Origin of the sequence: Nonomuraea fuscirosea (assembly GCF_003001935.1) — a bacterium.
Taxonomy (GTDB): Bacteria; Actinomycetota; Actinomycetes; order Streptosporangiales; family Streptosporangiaceae; genus Nonomuraea; species Nonomuraea fuscirosea.
In genome coordinates this window covers 174,776-190,089 of sequence record NZ_PVNG01000008.1, presented here as the reverse complement: position 1 = coordinate 190,089, position 15,314 = coordinate 174,776, and the positions used below count along the sequence as shown (strand labels likewise).

At 71.2% G+C, this 15,314-nt stretch carries 15 protein-coding genes; 8 read left to right on the top strand and 7 right to left on the bottom strand.

What is annotated here, in order from left to right; translation table 11 throughout:
* The first annotated feature begins 62 nt into the window (after nt 1-62).
* On the top strand, nt 63-1,685 hold the full coding sequence (locus tag B0I32_RS20050; protein ID WP_106241460.1) for a hypothetical protein: 1,623 nt from the start codon (nt 63-65) through the stop codon (nt 1,683-1,685).
* Here B0I32_RS20050 and B0I32_RS20045 read toward each other — a convergent pair.
* Complete coding sequence (locus B0I32_RS20045; RefSeq protein WP_106241457.1) at nt 1,642-2,457, bottom strand: SDR family NAD(P)-dependent oxidoreductase; 816 nt, start codon at nt 2,455-2,457, stop codon at nt 1,642-1,644. The genes B0I32_RS20050 and B0I32_RS20045 overlap by 44 nt on opposite strands.
* A gap of 78 nt (nt 2,458-2,535) precedes the next feature.
* On the opposite strand from B0I32_RS20045, the gene B0I32_RS20040 reads away from it, so the two are divergent.
* Nucleotides 2,536-2,970 carry a MarR family winged helix-turn-helix transcriptional regulator gene (locus B0I32_RS20040; RefSeq protein ID WP_106241454.1) on the top strand — a complete coding sequence of 145 codons (435 nt, stop codon included), beginning with the start codon at nt 2,536-2,538 and terminating at the stop codon, nt 2,968-2,970.
* Nucleotides 2,971-3,169: 199 nt separating this feature from the next.
* Here B0I32_RS20040 and B0I32_RS20035 read toward each other — a convergent pair whose 3' ends face one another.
* The 3 genes from B0I32_RS20035 to B0I32_RS20025 all read right to left on the bottom strand — a co-directional run bounded on the left by B0I32_RS20035 (nt 3,170) and on the right by B0I32_RS20025 (nt 7,382).
* Nucleotides 3,170-3,613: a hypothetical protein gene (locus B0I32_RS20035; RefSeq protein WP_106241451.1), complete on the bottom strand. Its 444-nt coding sequence runs from the start codon at nt 3,611-3,613 to the stop codon at nt 3,170-3,172.
* A 527-nt stretch (nt 3,614-4,140) separates the two neighbouring features.
* Nucleotides 4,141-6,342, bottom strand: coding sequence for a DUF6351 family protein (locus tag B0I32_RS20030; RefSeq protein ID WP_106241448.1), 2,202 nt, complete (start codon nt 6,340-6,342; stop codon nt 4,141-4,143).
* A gap of 266 nt (nt 6,343-6,608) precedes the next feature.
* A complete protein-coding gene (locus tag B0I32_RS20025; protein ID WP_106241446.1) occupies nt 6,609-7,382 on the bottom strand; it encodes a glucose 1-dehydrogenase in 774 nt (257 codons plus the stop codon).
* A 227-nt stretch (nt 7,383-7,609) separates the two neighbouring features.
* Here B0I32_RS20025 and B0I32_RS20020 point away from each other — a divergent pair, with 227 nt between their 5' ends.
* From B0I32_RS20020 to B0I32_RS20000, 5 genes are read left to right on the top strand one after another with little or no spacing between them, the layout of a single operon-like run.
* On the top strand, nt 7,610-9,013 hold the full coding sequence (locus tag B0I32_RS20020) for an ATP-binding protein (RefSeq protein WP_106241444.1): 1,404 nt from the start codon (nt 7,610-7,612) through the stop codon (nt 9,011-9,013).
* Nucleotides 9,010-9,426: a roadblock/LC7 domain-containing protein gene (locus B0I32_RS20015; RefSeq protein WP_106241442.1), complete on the top strand. Its 417-nt coding sequence runs from the start codon at nt 9,010-9,012 to the stop codon at nt 9,424-9,426. The genes B0I32_RS20020 and B0I32_RS20015 overlap by 4 nt, the downstream gene beginning before the upstream one ends.
* On the top strand, nt 9,426-9,782 hold the full coding sequence (locus tag B0I32_RS20010; protein ID WP_106241439.1) for a DUF742 domain-containing protein: 357 nt from the start codon (nt 9,426-9,428) through the stop codon (nt 9,780-9,782). The genes B0I32_RS20015 and B0I32_RS20010 overlap by 1 nt, the downstream gene beginning before the upstream one ends.
* The gene (locus tag B0I32_RS20005) at nt 9,763-10,359 is read left to right on the top strand and encodes a GTP-binding protein (RefSeq protein ID WP_106241437.1); all 597 of its coding nucleotides are present in this window, start codon (nt 9,763-9,765) and stop codon (nt 10,357-10,359) included. Before B0I32_RS20010 ends, B0I32_RS20005 begins: the two co-directional genes overlap by 20 nt.
* 8 nt (nt 10,360-10,367) lie before the next feature.
* Nucleotides 10,368-11,630 (top strand): cytochrome P450, encoded by a 1,263-nt coding sequence (locus B0I32_RS20000; RefSeq protein WP_245955922.1) that lies wholly within the window; start codon nt 10,368-10,370, stop codon nt 11,628-11,630.
* A gap of 26 nt (nt 11,631-11,656) precedes the next feature.
* Here the strand turns inward: B0I32_RS20000 and B0I32_RS19995 are convergent, their stop codons facing one another.
* From B0I32_RS19995 to B0I32_RS19985, 3 genes are all read right to left on the bottom strand, one after another.
* Nucleotides 11,657-12,229: a hypothetical protein gene (locus B0I32_RS19995; RefSeq protein ID WP_106241434.1), complete on the bottom strand. Its 573-nt coding sequence runs from the start codon at nt 12,227-12,229 to the stop codon at nt 11,657-11,659.
* 340 nt (nt 12,230-12,569) lie between these two features.
* A complete protein-coding gene (locus B0I32_RS19990; RefSeq protein WP_106241432.1) occupies nt 12,570-13,589 on the bottom strand; it encodes an NADPH:quinone reductase in 1,020 nt (339 codons plus the stop codon).
* Nucleotides 13,590-13,680: 91 nt separating this feature from the next.
* Nucleotides 13,681-14,619, bottom strand: coding sequence for an aldo/keto reductase (locus tag B0I32_RS19985; RefSeq protein WP_106241430.1), 939 nt, complete (start codon nt 14,617-14,619; stop codon nt 13,681-13,683).
* Between the two features lie 91 nt (nt 14,620-14,710).
* On the opposite strand from B0I32_RS19985, the gene B0I32_RS19980 reads away from it, so the two are divergent.
* Nucleotides 14,711-15,292, top strand: coding sequence for a TetR/AcrR family transcriptional regulator (locus B0I32_RS19980; protein WP_106241427.1), 582 nt, complete (start codon nt 14,711-14,713; stop codon nt 15,290-15,292).
* Nucleotides 15,293-15,314 lie beyond the last annotated feature (22 nt).

The window sequence follows — 15,314 nt, the reverse complement described above, 5'->3', positions numbered from 1 at the left end:
TAACAGCAGCATGACGGGGCCGGTTCGGGCCGTGTTACGCGCGCGGCCGTACAACCGACCGCATGTCGACCACCGAACTGCTCCGGCGGGAATGGACCGCGTTCCGCCGCCCGGGGCGGCTGATCGCCCTGGCCTGCGCGGCCGTCACCGTCGTCGCGCTGGGGCTGCTGCTCGCGCTGAACAACCGTTCGTCCTGCCCTGGAGCCTGCCCGGCCGTGCCCGTCGCCGCCGACGGGTCCGTGGTCAGTGACACGTTCTGGTTCCTCCATCGTGACCTGGGCCGCGAGGGCTCGATCACCGTGCGGATGACCTCGATGACGGGGACGATCACGTACCCGCCGCCGAAACACGACCGGATCGTGCCCGGGCTGGTGCCGTGGGCGAAGGCCGGGATCATCGTCAAGGACGGCACGCGGCAGGGCTCGCGGTACGCGGCGCTGATGATGACCGGCCGCCACGGCGTGCGCTTCCAGCACGACTACCGGAACGACGTCGCCGGCGGCCCCGGCGGCGTCTCGGCCCGCTCGCCCCGCTGGCTGCGGCTGACGCGTTCCGGCGACGTGATCACCGGCGCCGAGTCCACCGACGGCAACCGGTGGCACACCGTCGCGACCGCGACGCTCGACGGGCTGCCGGACACCGTGCGGGTCGGCCTCTTCGCCGCCTCCCCCGGCGACCTCACGCTGCGTGAGACCGGACTCGGCGGGGCGATCGAGGAGGTCAGGTTCACCCAGGCGGTGGGCGTCTTCGACCACGTCACCGTCGAGGGCGGCGCCGCCGGAACATGGGACAGCGACGCGGTCGGCTCCATGAACCACACCGACTGGGAGAAGCACCACAACGCGTCGGGGGCCGTGCTGAAGGACGGCGTGATCAGGATCAGCGGCACCGGCGACATCGGGCCGGTCAGCGAGGACGTCACGCGGGCCGTCGACAACACACTGCCCGGCCTGCCGATCGCCCTGATCATCCTGGTCGTCATGGCCGCCCGCTACGGCACCCGCACGACCGGCGAACTGAGGGGCCGCTACGGCACCCGCACGGCCGACGAGCCGACCGACCCCCCCGACACCCGCACCGCCGACGAGCCGACCGACCGCCACGGCTCGGCGGCGTCGCGGCGGGTGATCCTGATCCGGGCGCTGGTCGTCGCGGGGGCCGTCTTCGCCACCGGGCTGGTCGCGGTCGGGGTCGTCCTGCCCACCGGCCTGGCGGGCATGAAGGGCAACGGCATCGTGGTGCCGCCGCTGCCGGTGCTGACCGGCGTCCGGGTGGTCGCCGGTCTCGCGGCGGTGCTCGCCCTCTGCGCCGTCGTCGCGTACGGGCTCGGCGTGCGGTTGCGTCGCGGGTGGACGGCGATCGTCGCCGGCGTGTCACTGATCGCCCTGCCGTACCTGATCACGGCGTTCCCGCTGCTGCCCGACACGGTCTCCGACTGGCTGCTGCGGCTGACGCCGGCGGCCGGGTTCGCGGTCCAGCAGACGCTGGTGGAGTATCCGCAGGTGACGCAGCACTACGCGCCGTCGGCCGGGTATTTCCCGCTGCCGTGGTGGGCCGGGCTCGTCCTGCTCTGCGCGTACGCGCTGATCGTCTCGCTGATCGCCGCCCGTTCGCCGATCGGCGGCGACCGTGAGCAGCCGGTCAGACGAGGTCGACGGTCTCGTGCAGGCGCATCCGGCGGTTGAGCGCGGCGGCGAGCCGCACCACGGCGGTGCGCGGCAGCAGGCGCGCGGGCCAGGTCATGGCCCTGGTCACGGCCCGGCCCGGGTAGGAGACCGCGCGCCGCCTGGCGTAGTCGTCCAGCGTACGGGCCGCGATGCCTTCCGGCGTGTCGGCCACCCGGGAGTCGATCGTGGCGGAGGTGCCGTCGAAGAAGCCGGTCGCGATCGCGCCGGGGTGCGCGGCCATGACGTGCACCCCGGTGCCGCGCAGCTCTTCGGCCAGCGCCTCGCTGAAGGAGAGCACGAACGCCTTCGTCGCGGCGTAACTGGCCTGGTAGGGCAGGGGCTGGAAGGCCGCGGTGGACGACACGTTGATGATGCCGCCTGAGCCGCGGGCGACCAGCTCGGCCCCGATCGCGTGGGTCAGCGCGAGCAGGCCGCTGACGTTCAGGCTGACGGAGTTCAGCTGCGGCTGGAGCGGGCGGGTGAGGAACGGGCCCGCGCTGCCCATGCCGGCGTTGTTGAGCAGCAGGTCGACGGTCAGGCCGCGGTCGTGCAGCTCCCGTACGATCCGCTCGGGGCCGTCCTGGGCGGTGAGGTCGCCGACGATCACCTCGGTGTCCTGCCTGCCGTGCGCCTCGTCGATCTGGGCGGCGAGCTCGCGCAGGTCCGCTTCCGAGCGGGCCAGCAGGATCACCCGCGCGCCCCGGCGGGCCAGCTCCAGCGCGTACGCCCGCCCCAGCCCCTTGGACGCGCCGGTGACGAGCGCGGTGACGCCTCGATAGTCGTCTCTCATCCGAACCTCCATTGTTTCGAGCCTCGAAGCAAAAGCTAGCACGATACTTCGATACTCGAAACGTCGTAGGATGGCGGCATGACCGCGCACGAGCTCACCGCAGTGGTCACGGCGACCTACGAGATCTGGATGCGCACCAACGCGCTGATCATGGAGGCCCTGGCCGGGCACCGGCTGACGCCGGCGACGTTCCAGGCGCTGTGGGCCATCGACCCGGACGAACCGCCGCCGTCCATGAAGGTGATGGCCGAGCGGCTCTACTGCAACGCCCCCAACCTGACCTTCATCACCAACCAGCTCACCGAACGGGGCCTGGTGGAACGCGCCGTGGACCCGTCCGACCGCCGCTCCCGCGTCCTGGTCATGACCCCCAAGGGCCGCGAGGTCCGCGCCGAGCTGCTCAGGACGACGCTGGAGAAGACCCCGCTGGGGGTGCTGTCGGAAAGCGAACTACGCCAGCTCATGACCCTGCTGAGCCGCGTCATCCAACCCACGACACCCATCTCCAGCTAGAGAACCGGGCGTACCGGGATCAGGCGTACACGCCGCCGTCCACACGCAGAACCGGCCCGATGACGTAGGAGGCGCGGTCACCAGAGAAGCCAGCAGCGGCCTGCGTGATCTCATCCGACGCGGCGCAGCGGGGTACGGGCGTTCGCCTACGCACAACGAAATGCCCACCTCGGCGAGGCCCTTGGCGTTACGGGTGCGATCAACTGACAGGCTGGACTTTGCGCAGCGTCTCAGCCGCGTCGGTGCCGCGCTCGATCTTCGCCAGCACGGCTTCCATGATGTTGGGGTAGAGGTTCGATCCTGGTTCCAGGGGACCCAGGACGTGGGCCATCTCCAGGCGGTCGCCCACGGCGAGAGCCGCTACCAGCGGCACGCCTTTGAGGGTCCGGTCGACTGTCGTGGCGAACTCCGCGCCCTCGGCTGCCGTCAGCTTCTCGACCTGGTCTTCGGTGACCTCGACGTAGGCCCAGACGTTGACGTCCCAGGCGTGGCCCTCGATGCAGTCGAAGAGGAACGTGCGCCCCTGCTGGTCGATGAGCCCACAGGTCGGCCGGTCATGCTTGTCGTACACCGCGATGACCCTGGAGGTCTCGGAGGGCTGCCAGGGCTTCGCGCCGAACTGGAGACTTACCAGCTCACGCATCGCCGTCCTCCATCCAGACTGGTTGGCCGAAACACTCACTGAAACGTGCACTCTCATCGTCGGTCCAATCAGTATCCCCGTCCAGGCAGACAGACACATGGTCAGGGTTTCTTTTGCCCCCATCTAGGACAATCAGGAAGCCTGCCGCTCGCAGTTCGCCGGCCGTCGTGTGCCGGACCCCGTCATGCATGCTCGCGCTCCGTCGGCCGCGATACATCAAGTCAACCATCTCCTTGACGCTTCGCTCACCGATCGTGAGGGACAGGCCCTTCTCTCCTATCCGGAGCTGACTCCGGAAGGGAAAGATGCAGAATCCTGGGTTGAGTATGTTGCCGAACTGGGTCAGAACGGCATCGTCCGGAAGCCCGGCGTTGGACGGCCGGGGATCGGGCGGGCGGCTCGCTGGCATAGTTGACCATCATGCCCGCCAGCCCCGACAGGCACGGGGTTTCCGGCGGATCGGGTGCGGCGGGCGGAGGGGCGCCTTTTCGCCGGTGGACGAGGCGCCCCTTCGAATGGCTGACCCGTCAGAAGGACTGCCAGGTGCCCGCGAGGGGTTGTTGCTGGATGCCAGACGCGGACCAGTCGCAGACGCCCTTCGGGAAGAGGTGCTTGAGGCGGGTGAGCTGGGGGGCGGTCAGAGGGGTGCCGTAGGCGGTGGGGTCCACGGGGCGGAGGCGGCACTTGACGATGTCGCCGGCCATCGGGCTGCCCGCCACGAGGCGCGGTGAGGTCCACACCGGGTAGAGCGTGTTGCAGGTGGTGCCGCTGCCCGCGACCTGGGGTTCGGCGATCTTGCGGGGGGTGGCGTCGCGGGTCCAGCAGGCGTCCGTAAGGTCCTGGGGCTTGTTCCTGACGACCTTGGCGCCGGGGCGGCCGGGGCGGTGGTCGGCGGCGATGGCGGTGAGCCACTGGTCCATCCGGGTCAGGGCCTCCATGAGGACGGGGCTCGACAGCGAGAAGCCGCCGTAGCGGTTGTCCTCGACGAGCATGACCTGGTTGGCGTACGTGCCGTTCGCCTTCTGCAGGCGTTCGCGGGTGGCGAAGGAGTGGAAGCGCATGTGGATGTCGCCGCCCGGCGCGTCGTCGGTGTAGGCGCGGTAGTCGATCATCGGCATGCTCGCCAGGCCCGCGCCCGCGTTGAGCAGCCGCCCGCTCCGGTACGCCGCCCGCGTCGCGGCCAGGTCGGCCCGCGTCCGCTCCGCCACGTGGTTGGCGTCGGCGTCGAAGCCGCCGATCCCCTCGTTGAGTTCGAGGAACTGGTCGACGGTGATCGTCCGGTCGCGCAGCGAGCCGAGCCCGTACTGGACGCCGGTGTTGTCCAGGGGCCGCCGGGCGAAGCCGGTGTGCGGGTCGCGGCCGTAGACGTTCACGGTGTGGTCGTACACGTCGCACCGCGCGCCGGCCGGGTTGGTCTCCGGGTGGTAGCGGAGCGCCGCGGGCAGCTGGCCCGGGCAGAAGATGCGCGGGTCGATCCGGCCGCCGCCCGCGGCGAGGTTCGCGATGCTCTCCCACCGGCCGAAACCGGAGATCGCCTGCTGCTGCTCCTGGCTGAAGGCGCCGGGCGCGACCTCACGGAAGTAGTGGTCGAGCAGGCGCGCGTCGGTGATCGCGTTCACGGTGGCGAAGCCGACCTCGGGGAAGCTGCATCCCGAGACGATGCCGTCGAGCAGGCCGGGGTAGTTGTCGCCGATCTGGTGCGTCTGGTACGACCCGCCCGAGCACCCCCACCCGATCGTGAACGCCGGCGCCCCGTACGCCTCGACGAAGCGTTCCTTGACCATGCTCGTCGTCTCGGCGGCCAGCAGGTCGTTGCAGTTGTTGCCGAAGACGTTGAGCGACGACGACGCCACCGCGTACCCCTGGCGGAGCATCCTGTCGTCCATGACGGAGCCGGTGTTGCGGCCCTGGACGTACCAGCCGCCGGTGCAGCCGCCGCCGAAGGTGTAGATCAGCCGGCCGTTCCAGCCGGGCGAGCGCCGCCACGGGTCCGGCGGCTCGGCGGCGGGGTCGGCCAGCATCGACATCTCGTAGACGGCCCGGTTGACGGTGCCGGTCTCCACCCGCACGATGTACGGCACCCGCTGCCCGGCGCTCGTCGTCGTCCAGGCGAGGTCGGCGGGGCGGGTCTCGTTCGCGGGCAGCGGCGCGAACCTGCCGGCCGTGGTGCGGTACACGTGGTCGACCCGGGTGGCGATCGAGCAGTCCGCGTCCGTGGGCGGGCCGAGCTTGTCTCCGGTGACGGTGGTGAACGCGGCCGTGTCGCAGATGAACGGCTGCTCGTGCGGCCCCGAGAACACCGGTCCCGTCACCGGGTGGTCGTCGAGGACGAGCCGGGCCCTCCCGGTGCCGGGGGCCGTCGCGGTGAGCACGTTGCGCCCGGTCCGCAGGCCCGTGACCAGCCCTTCGAGCGCGCGGCCCGCGTCGACCCGCCGGAGGCTCCCGGTCACGTCCGTGCCGTCGCGTTCGACCCGTACCTTCGCCGCGGGCACTCCCGCCGGGAGCTCCAGGCGGATGAGAGCGTCGTGCGCGGAAACGACCTGCGGGCGGGACGACAGCACGGTGAAGGTCAGGCCGCCGCCATGCGCGGCAGCGCCTGCCGCCGTCGCCGGTAAGGCGCCGTTCGTGGCCGCCGCGGACGGGCCGGCGGTCGCCGCGGAAGAGGCGAGGACCACCGCGACCACTCCGGTAACGGACAGCAAGCGCGTACGACGCACAAACGATCTCATAGGGGGTTTGTACGTCAAAAACGATCTACAAGCCAGAGCTCGATCCGCCCGGGGGTCACTACTTCGCCGGGCCGGCCGAGGAAGCGGCCTGGTGGCGTCGCCGTCGTGGCATCCCCCTGGGGCCTCACCTCCCGGCTGACGCTCTTCGCCGGAAAACGCGCCCAGAATCCCTTTTCAGGTTGTTATTCGGGAATTGTCCACATAAGGAGATTCTTCGGTGCCGACGGGGCGGCGAAAGAGAAATCACCGCCCCAGGCGACTTTTCGTCAGCGGGCCGTCATGGCCCCGTCCACCGCCATCGGCAGCCCGGTGACGAACGAGGCGGCGTCGGAGCTGAGCCAGGCGATCGCCTCGCCGATCTCCGGCGGGTTCGCGTAACGCCCGACCGGGTGGTAGGCCGCCGTCTGCTCCAGCGTCATGATGCCCTGCTCGATGAGGTCGTCCACCATCTGCGTCCGCACTGCCCCGGGGCACACGGCGTTCACCCTGATGCCCGAGGTGGCGTACTCCAGGGCGGCCGCCTTGGTCAGCCCGACGACGCCGTGCTTGGCCGCGATGTACGGCGACACGAACGGCGCCTCGATGCCCACCAGCCCGGCCACCGAGGCCACGTTCACGATGGAGCCCGAGCACTGCGCCACCATCTGGGCCAGCTCGTGCTTCATGCACCACCAGACGCCCTTGAGGTTGACCTCGAACGAGGCGTCGAAGGACTCCTCGCTCACCTCGTGGAAGCGGCCGTCGCCCGCGGTGTCCACGCCGGCGTTGTTGACCGCGCAGTCCAGGCGGCCGAACCGCTCCACGGTGAAGGCGACCATGTCCCTGACCTCACCGGAGCGCCGTACGTCCGCCCGGACGAAGGCGGCCTCGCCGCCGATCGCCTCGACCTCGGCGACCGTACGCCGGCCGCCTTCCTCGTTGATGTCGGCGACCACGACCTTGGCCCCGTGGCGGGCGAACACCAGCGCCGTCGCGGCGCCGATGCCCGACGCCGCACCCGTGATCAGTGCCGCTCTGCCGTCAAGGAGAGAACCTGCCATTTGCGCGCGACTCCAAGATTGTTCCTAAGGACAGAAAGGGGCACCGTACTTCGCGTTGATCAATATGTCGAGAAAATCTGCAACCTGATGACCACATGGAGTGAAATGTCGTAAGATCCGATGTCACTCGCCCCGCGATCATGGAGGTCGGGAACCGGTCGTCGCTACGCGTTCGGCCCCGTCGGGTTCGCGGTGACCGTGATCCACTCGCCGACGAGGAACTCAAGATGTCAGCATCGGTACGTACTCGCCATCGCGCGGCACATCCGCGGCTGGGTGATCCCCTGGTCGTCCTGGCGGTCACGGCCGCCGTCACGGGGGCCGCGTCGCTGACGGCGGTCCTCACCGCCCCGGACTCCTCGCGCGGCCACCTGGCCTGGGCCCTCGGCGTCGCGGCCGTCCTGGTCTGCGCCGCGATCACGTTCGCGGCCTCGAACAGACGTCAGATCCAGCAGCTCAGAGGCCGGATCGCGGTCGGCGACGCCGAACTCACCAGGCTCGCCGCCGAGACGCTCCCCGAGACGGTGCAGCTCATCCGCACGGGGATGTCGGCCGAGTCCGTCCTCGCCAAGCTCCCCCGTCCCGCGAACAAGGCGCAGCAGCAGATCCTGCGCTCGTTCGTCAGCGAGGTGAGCAGGGAGGGGCGCGTCCGCGCCGCCACCACCTCCGCCTGCGCCAGCGCCGCCGGCCGGGTGCAGGCCCTGGCCACGAGCATGCTGGCCGACCTGCGCGAGATGGAGGACCGGCACGACCAGATCACGCTCGGCGACCTGCTCAAGCTGGACCACACGACCGCCCAGGCGGGCCGGCTCGCCGACAGCATCGCCGTCCTGACCGGGGCGCGCTCCGGACGGCGCTGGACCAAGCCGATCGTGATGGAGAGCATCCTGCGCGGCGCGATCGGCCGGATCAGCGCCTACCAGCGGGTCCGGGTCCACTCCACCAGCACGTTCGCCATCGCGGGGCACGCCGCCGAGGGCGTCATGCACGCCCTGGCCGAGCTGATGGACAACGCCACCAGCTTCTCCCCGCCGACCGAAGAGGTCCACGTCTACGTGGAGGAGGTCACCGCGGGCGTCGTGATCACGATCGAGGACTGCGGCCTGGTGATGAGCCCGTCCGCGCTGGCCAGGGCGGAGCGGGCCGTCTCGGCCGAACCGCTGGACTTCACCACGCTGTCCGGCTCCCGGCTCGGCCTCGCGGTCGTCGGCTGCCTGGCCCGCAAGCACGGGCTCACCGTCTCCTTCCGCCCGTCCTCCCGGGGCGGCACCGGGCTGGTGGTGATGATCCCGCAGCAGCTCATCAGCCAGAACGTGCCGGCCCCGCAGCCGGTGCCGGCGCAACCCGCCATGCCGGTCCAGGCCAAGCAGGCCCAGGCCAGGCAGGAGATCCCCGCGCAGGTGTCCCCCGAGCCGGACGGGGAGCTGCACGGCCTGCCGCGCCGCCGCCGGGGACAGACGTTCGCGGCCGCCTCGTCCACGCAGACGCCGTCCCGTCCGGCCCCCGCACAGGAGCCGCGGCGGGCCCCGTCGGACGCCGGCAACAAGTTCAGCGCCTTCCACCAGGCCGGCAAGGCACGACAGAGTCAGGCGAGCGAAGCACGACAGATGGGTGAGGAAGAGACTCGATGAGAACATCGGACCAGGAACTCGCCTGGCTGCTCGAGAACCTCCTGGAGAGGACTCCGCAGGCCAGGTACGCCGTGGTGCTGTCGAGAGACGGCCTGCGGCTCTCCCACACCGCCGCGCTGTCCGTGGACCGCGCCGACCAGCTCGCCGCGATCGCCTCAGGGATCCAGAGCCTGTCGTACGGCGCCTCGATCGAGTTCGGCGACGGCACCGGCGGCCTGCGCCAGTCGATGACCGAGTTCCACGGCGGCTTACTGTTCATCGTGGAGGCCGGAGAGGGCGCGCACCTCGCCGTGGTGGCCGGTGACGAGGCCGACCCCGGCGTCATCGGTCACAACATGAACGAACTGGTGGAGCAGATCGGCGAACACCTGACCGCGCCACCTCGTGCGCCACAGACGAGCAGCCGAAGCTGATGGCCCCGCGCCTGGAGGACGAGAACCCGGACCGCCTCTACATGGTGACCGGCGGGCGCAGCAACGTGGCCGACGACGGCCTCAACCTGGTCACGCTCATCGTGAGCGAGTGCGACCCCACTCCAGGCATGCAGTCCGAGCATGTCCGGATCCTGCGGATGTGCACGAGTCCGACGGCGGTCGTGGAGATCGCGTCCGAGCTGCGGCTGCCGGTCAGCGTGGTGCGCATCCTGCTCTGCGACCTGCTCGACACGGGACGCATCACCGCGAGGAACCCGCGTCCGGCGCCGGCCGAGTCGCGTCTGCCCGACCCCGACGTTCTCAGACAGGTGCTCGTTGGACTCGAAAATCTCTGAAGCGGCCGCGCGAACTCCCCTGGCGAGCTCCGCGACCACCGGACTCAAGATCGTCATCGTCGGCGGGTTCGGCGTGGGCAAGACCACCATGGTCAGGTCGGTCAGCGAGATCCGCCCGCTGAGCACCGAGGAGACCCTGACCCGGGCCGGCCAGGACATCGACGACCCGCGCGGCGTGGAGTGGAAGTCCACCACCACGGTCGCGTTCGACTTCGGCCGGATCAGCCTGAACCCGGAGATGGTGCTCTACCTCTTCGGCGCGCCCGGCCAGGAACGCTTCTGGTTCCTGTGGGACCGCCTGTTCACCGGCACGCTCGGCGCCGTGGTCATGGTGGACACGCGGCGCCTGGCCGACTCCTGGTACGCCATCGACCGGCTGGAACACCACCGCATGCCGTTCGTCGTGGCGCACAACCGGTTCGGCGAGACCACGCACACCCTCGACCAGATCCGCGAGGCGCTCGATCTCTCCCCTGACGTACCGCTGGTCTCGTGCGACGCGCGGCAGCGGGACTCCAGCAAGGCCGTGCTGATCACCCTCGTCAACCATCTCTACGCTCTGTCCTCCGCCCGGTAGGTGACCTCATGACTGACTTCACGCAATCCTCCTGGTTCGCCAACCCAGCGGAAGGACCCGACCAGAACGCCTTCGAAGGCGCGTTCCCCATGTACGGCCGGGCGTACCACCAGGACCCCGCCGCCGCCTTCGACGAGATGCGCCGGCACGGGCCCGTGGTGCCGATCCTGCTGGAGGGCGACGTCCCCGGCTGGCTGGTGCTCGGTTACCGCGAACTGCGTTACGTGCTCAGCAACCCGAAGCTGTTCGTCCGTGACTCCCGCTACTGGAACCAGTGGGACAACATCCCGCCCGACTGGCCGCTCATGGCGTACGTCGGCTACCAGCCGTCGATGTTGTTCGAGATCGGCGAGGCCCACGAGCGCCGGGCCGGCGCGGTCAGCGAGGCGCTGGCCGCGGCCGACCAGTTCGAGCTGCGCGCCAACTGCGAGCGGGTCACCGAGGGGCTGATCAACACGTTCATCGGCTCGGGCCGGGCCGACCTGATGGCGCAGTACGCCAACCCGATCCCGCTGCTCGTGCTCGGCTCGATGCTGGGCCTGCCGGACGCCGACACCCGCGCCCTGGTCGGCGAGGTCGCCACCACGCTGAACGGCGGCCCGGCCGCCATGGAGGCCTACGGCCGGGTCCAGGCCATCATGACCGGCCTGCTCGAACTCAAGCGCCGCGAACCCGGCCCCGACCTGCCCTCCCGACTGCTCGCCCACCCCGCGAACCTCACCGACGAGGAGCTCATCCAGGACCTGCTGCTGACCATGACCGCGGGCCACGACCCGACGGCCACCTGGATCGGCAACACCCTGCAGCTCATGCTGACCGACGACCGCTTCGCCATGACCCTGTCGGGCGGCCGGCGCAGCGTCGGCCAGGCGCTGAACGAGGTGCTGTGGAAGGAGGCCCCGGGCCAGATCGCCATCGGCCGCTGGCCGATCATGGACACCCAGGTCGGGGGCCGCCGCATCAGGGCCGGCGACCTGCTCGTCTCCGGCCTGGCCGCGGCCAACCTCGACCCGAAGGTGCGCCCCGACTTCCACGAGGGCTCCGTGGGCAACCACGCGCACATGTCGTTCGGCTACGGCGCGCACGGCTGCCCGCATCCCGCGCCGGAGATCGCCGAGATCATCGCGCACATCGCGGTGGAGACCCTGCTCGACCGGCTGCCCGACGTGGTGCTCGCGGTGCCGCAGTCGTCGCTGGAGTGGCGCTCGTCCATCCAGATGCGCAGCCTGGAGTCACTACCGGTCGAGTTCACCCCCGGCTACCGCATCTGACCCCGTCTCACCGGGCCGGCCGGGGATCAGGGGGCGCCCGTGGTGGTGACCTTGAGCGCGGTCCCGAGGGTGGGGGCCGCCTTCTCGGCCAGTTCGCGGGCGCGGGCCAGGTCCGCCTGCTTCGCGACCACGATGGCGGCCCGATCGGGCATCAGGGTGGCGGCGGCGACGGCGTACCGGGCGGCCACCGCCTGGTAGGCGGCGAGCGCCTCGGTGGGGCGGGCGCCGTCGAAGTCGGTCCCTACCGAGAGCCTCGGCCGGGTGTCGCGGCCCGTGCCGACCTTCAGCGACACCACGTCCGACAGCGGCCGGTGCCGCCCGCCGTCGGTGAGCAGGTCCTCGAACAGGGTCGTCGCGGCGGCGGCGTCGGTCGCGGTGAGCTCGATCCGCCAGCGGACGACCCCCTTCGTGGGCGCGTCGCGCAGGTCGCCGGTCAGCAGCCGGCGGTCGGCCGTCAGTGACCGCCACAGCGCCAGTGCCTCGTCGGCGCGGCGGCGGCCGGCGACGACGGTGAAGGTGACGGTGCCCGCCGCGATCCGGCCGGTGACGTTCCCGTGCTCGGTGACGTACCGCCTCAGGTCGTTCGCCAGCGCGCTCACCCGGTCGGCCGGCGTGCCGTCCCTGAGGGTCAGGGTGCCGACGGCCGAGCCGGCGAAGGGCAGGGTGTTGTTCTCCGTCGTGTCGATCGTCGTGACGTCCGGCGTCCCGGCCCAGTCCGCGTCGAAGCCGGCGGCGAGTGCGGTGCCCTTGTCGATGGCGCAGCCGCTGGGCAGGAGCAGGCCCAGCGCCAGCGCGATGATCGGAAGGGACCGCCTCGGTCTGTCTCGTCGCAGGGTCTCTCCTTTGAGCGGTGAGCCGACCGGACGATCTCCAGCTCGTGGAGGAGCACCGTAGCAGGCTCCCCGTCATGACGATCACGAGGCCGTCACCGCCAGGCCGTCACGGGGTGATGTCCACCAGGACCTTGCCGACCGTGTCGGCCTCCACCGCGCGGTGGGCGTCGGCGGTGCGGTCGAGGGGGAAGCGGACCAGCGGCAGGCCGTGGTCCTCGCCGACCGGCAGGGCGCCGTCGCGGACGGCGGCGGCGACGTCCTCGGCGGCCGCGGTGAGCGCCCGCGTGCCGACCGTGTAGAGCACCAGGAACTGGTAGCGCGTGTTCAGCGTCATGTTCTGCCGCACGTCCAGGTTGACCGGCTTGTCGCCGTCGTTGGCGTACGTCGCGATCGTGCCGCGGGTGGCCAGGACGGCCAGGTCCAGGGCGAGGTTCGCGCCGAGCGCCACCTCGGCGACGATGTCGACGCCGTCCGGGGCGATCTCGCGGATCCGGGCGGCCGCGTCGCCCTCGCGGTAGTTGATCACGTGGTGGGCGCCGGCGGCGGTGGCCAGCCGGGCCTTCTCCGGGCCGCTGATCGTGCTGATCACGGTGGCGCCGGCCCATCGGGCGAGCTGGATCGCCGCGTGCCCGACCGCTCCGGCCCCGCCCGCGGCGAGGACCACCTTGCCGTCGAGCGCGCCGGGGCCCAGCCGGCTCGGCCCGTCCTCGGCGACGGTGAGCGCGCGGTGCGCGGTGAGGGCGGGGACGCCGAGTGCGGCGCCGACGTCGAACCCCGCCGCGTCGGGCAGCGGCACCGCCTGCTCGGCGGACACGACGGTGAACTCGGCGGCGGTGCCGATGGGCCGGCCGACGGTGGCCATGTACAGCCAGACCCGCTGGCCGACCCGGCTCCGGTCGACCCCCTCGCCGACGGCGTCGATCACGCCGGCGCCGTCGAGGTGCGGGGTGACCTCGGGGAAGCTCTTCCTGCTGGTGGCGCCGGAGCGGCTCTTCCAGTCGGTTGGGTTGACCCCGGACACGGCGACCCGGACGCGTACCTCGCCGGGGCCGGGCTCGGGCACGTCACGCTCGACGAGCTGCAGAACGTCGGCGTCGCCGTGGTCGCGGTAGATGATGGCCTTCATGTGATGTCTCGTCCTCGTTCTCGTGATCGGTGCGCGCGCCCCTCGGGCACGGTGATCGTCCGGTGCCTATGTCTTACCCGCCCTGCGCCGATCAGCCGAGCGAAACCTGGTTGGAACGGGATTCGACGGCGTCGAGGGCGGCCAGGGCGGCGGCGTCCAGGGTGATGTCGCCGACCGCGAGGTTGGCCTCCAGGTGGGCGGGGTCGCCGGTGCCGGGGATGAGCAGCACGTTCGGGGCGTGGTGCAGCAGCCAGGCGAGACCCACCTGGGAGGGCGTGACGCCGAGCGACTCGGCCACGGCGCGGACGGCCGGTTCGTCGGTGACCTTGGGCATGCCGGGGAAGACGTTCCCGCCGAGCGGGAAGAACGGCACCCAGGCGATGCCCTCGGCCGCGCACAGCCGCAGCAGGTCCTCGTCGTCGCGGCAGACGAGGCTGTAGGCGTTCTGCACGCAGGCGATTCCGGCGGGGACGGCCCGGCGCACCCCGTCGAGGCCGACGCCGCTCAGCCCGATGCCGCCGATCTTGCCCTCGTCGCGCATCGCGGTCATCTCGGCGAGCTGGTCGTCGAGGTCGACCACCTGATCGCCCTCGGGCGGCAGCCCTGGGCCGGAGTCCGAGCGGCGCAGGTTCACCACGGGGATGTGGTCCACGCCGAGGGTGGCGAGGTTGTCCTCGACGCCGGCGCGGAGCTCTTCCGGCCGCTGGGCCAGCCGCAGCGGGATCGGGCCGCCGGGGTTGGCGGTGGCGCCGACCTTGCTGACGATCATGACGTCGTCCCCCGGCCCGACGGCCTCGCGGAGGATCTCGTTGGCGTAGCCGTCGCCGTAGAACTGCGCGGTGTCGATGTGGTCGACGCCGCGCTCGATCGCCCGGCGGACGAGCGCGAGGGCCGTGGCACGGTCGCCGCGCAGGCGATCGAGCTGCAGGGCGCCGTAGCCGATGCGCGACACGGTACGGCCGGCGAACGGAGCGGTGCCGCCGGGCCGCGGCGCGGTGTCCGTCTCGCCGGGAGAACTGATCGAAGGCATGGGTATCCCGTCCGAAGTAGGATGTCAGAGATAGCGGAGGATCCTCCGCTATCTCTCCCGACTATAGGGCAATACCGGAGGTTCCTCCACTTTGGCCGCGCTCGAACCGACGCCCGGACCCCAGCGCCCGCTGCGCGCCCACGCCCAGCGCAACCGCGACAAGCTGGTCGCCGTCGCCCGCTCCGCGTTCGCGGCGTCCGACGACACCGTCCCGCTGGAGAACATCGCCCGCGAGGCGGGGGTCGGGATCGGCACCCTCTACCGCCACTTCCCCACCCGCGAGGCGCTCGTGGAGGCGGTCTACGCGGCCGAGCTCGACGAGCTCAGCGCGTGCGTCCCCGACCTGCTCGAACGGCTCCCGCCACAGGTCGCACTACGCGCCTGGATGGAGCGGTACGCGGCGTTCGCGGTGATGAAGCACGGCATGGCCGACGCGCTGCGGGCCGGTCAGGCCGCGGGCCGCATCCCGACCGCCACCACCAGGGAACGCATCACCGCCGCCATCACGGCGTTCCTCGACGCGGGCGCCGCCACGGGCGCGCTGCGCGCGGACGTCGGCCCCGAGCAGGTCACCATGATGATCCTCGGGATCTTCCTGGCCACGGCGGCCCTCGACACGCCCGAGCAGATCGGCCGGCTGCTCGACCTGCTCGTGGACGCCCTGCATCCCTAGCCGGCCCGCTGACCCTCCCCGC

Excerpts from the sequence above, each read along its gene's own strand:
- B0I32_RS20030 (WP_106241448.1), bottom strand. The coding sequence starts at position 6,342 with ATGAGATCGTTTGTGCGTCGTACGCGCTTGCTGTCCGTTACCGGAGTG.
- B0I32_RS20035 (WP_106241451.1), bottom strand. The coding sequence starts at position 3,613 with ATGCGTGAGCTGGTAAGTCTCCAGTTCGGCGCGAAGCCCTGGCAGCCC.
- B0I32_RS20045 (WP_106241457.1), bottom strand. The coding sequence starts at position 2,457 with ATGAGAGACGACTATCGAGGCGTCACCGCGCTCGTCACCGGCGCGTCC.
- B0I32_RS19985 (WP_106241430.1), bottom strand. The coding sequence starts at position 14,619 with ATGCCTTCGATCAGTTCTCCCGGCGAGACGGACACCGCGCCGCGGCCC.
- B0I32_RS20000 (WP_245955922.1), top strand. The coding sequence starts at position 10,368 with ATGACTGACTTCACGCAATCCTCCTGGTTCGCCAACCCAGCGGAAGGA.
- B0I32_RS20040 (WP_106241454.1), top strand. The coding sequence starts at position 2,536 with ATGACCGCGCACGAGCTCACCGCAGTGGTCACGGCGACCTACGAGATC.
- B0I32_RS20010 (WP_106241439.1), top strand. The coding sequence starts at position 9,426 with ATGGCCCCGCGCCTGGAGGACGAGAACCCGGACCGCCTCTACATGGTG.
- B0I32_RS20050 (WP_106241460.1), top strand. The coding sequence starts at position 63 with ATGTCGACCACCGAACTGCTCCGGCGGGAATGGACCGCGTTCCGCCGC.
- B0I32_RS20025 (WP_106241446.1), bottom strand. The coding sequence starts at position 7,382 with ATGGCAGGTTCTCTCCTTGACGGCAGAGCGGCACTGATCACGGGTGCG.
- B0I32_RS20015 (WP_106241442.1), top strand. The coding sequence starts at position 9,010 with ATGAGAACATCGGACCAGGAACTCGCCTGGCTGCTCGAGAACCTCCTG.
- B0I32_RS20020 (WP_106241444.1), top strand. The coding sequence starts at position 7,610 with ATGTCAGCATCGGTACGTACTCGCCATCGCGCGGCACATCCGCGGCTG.
- B0I32_RS19990 (WP_106241432.1), bottom strand. The coding sequence starts at position 13,589 with ATGAAGGCCATCATCTACCGCGACCACGGCGACGCCGACGTTCTGCAG.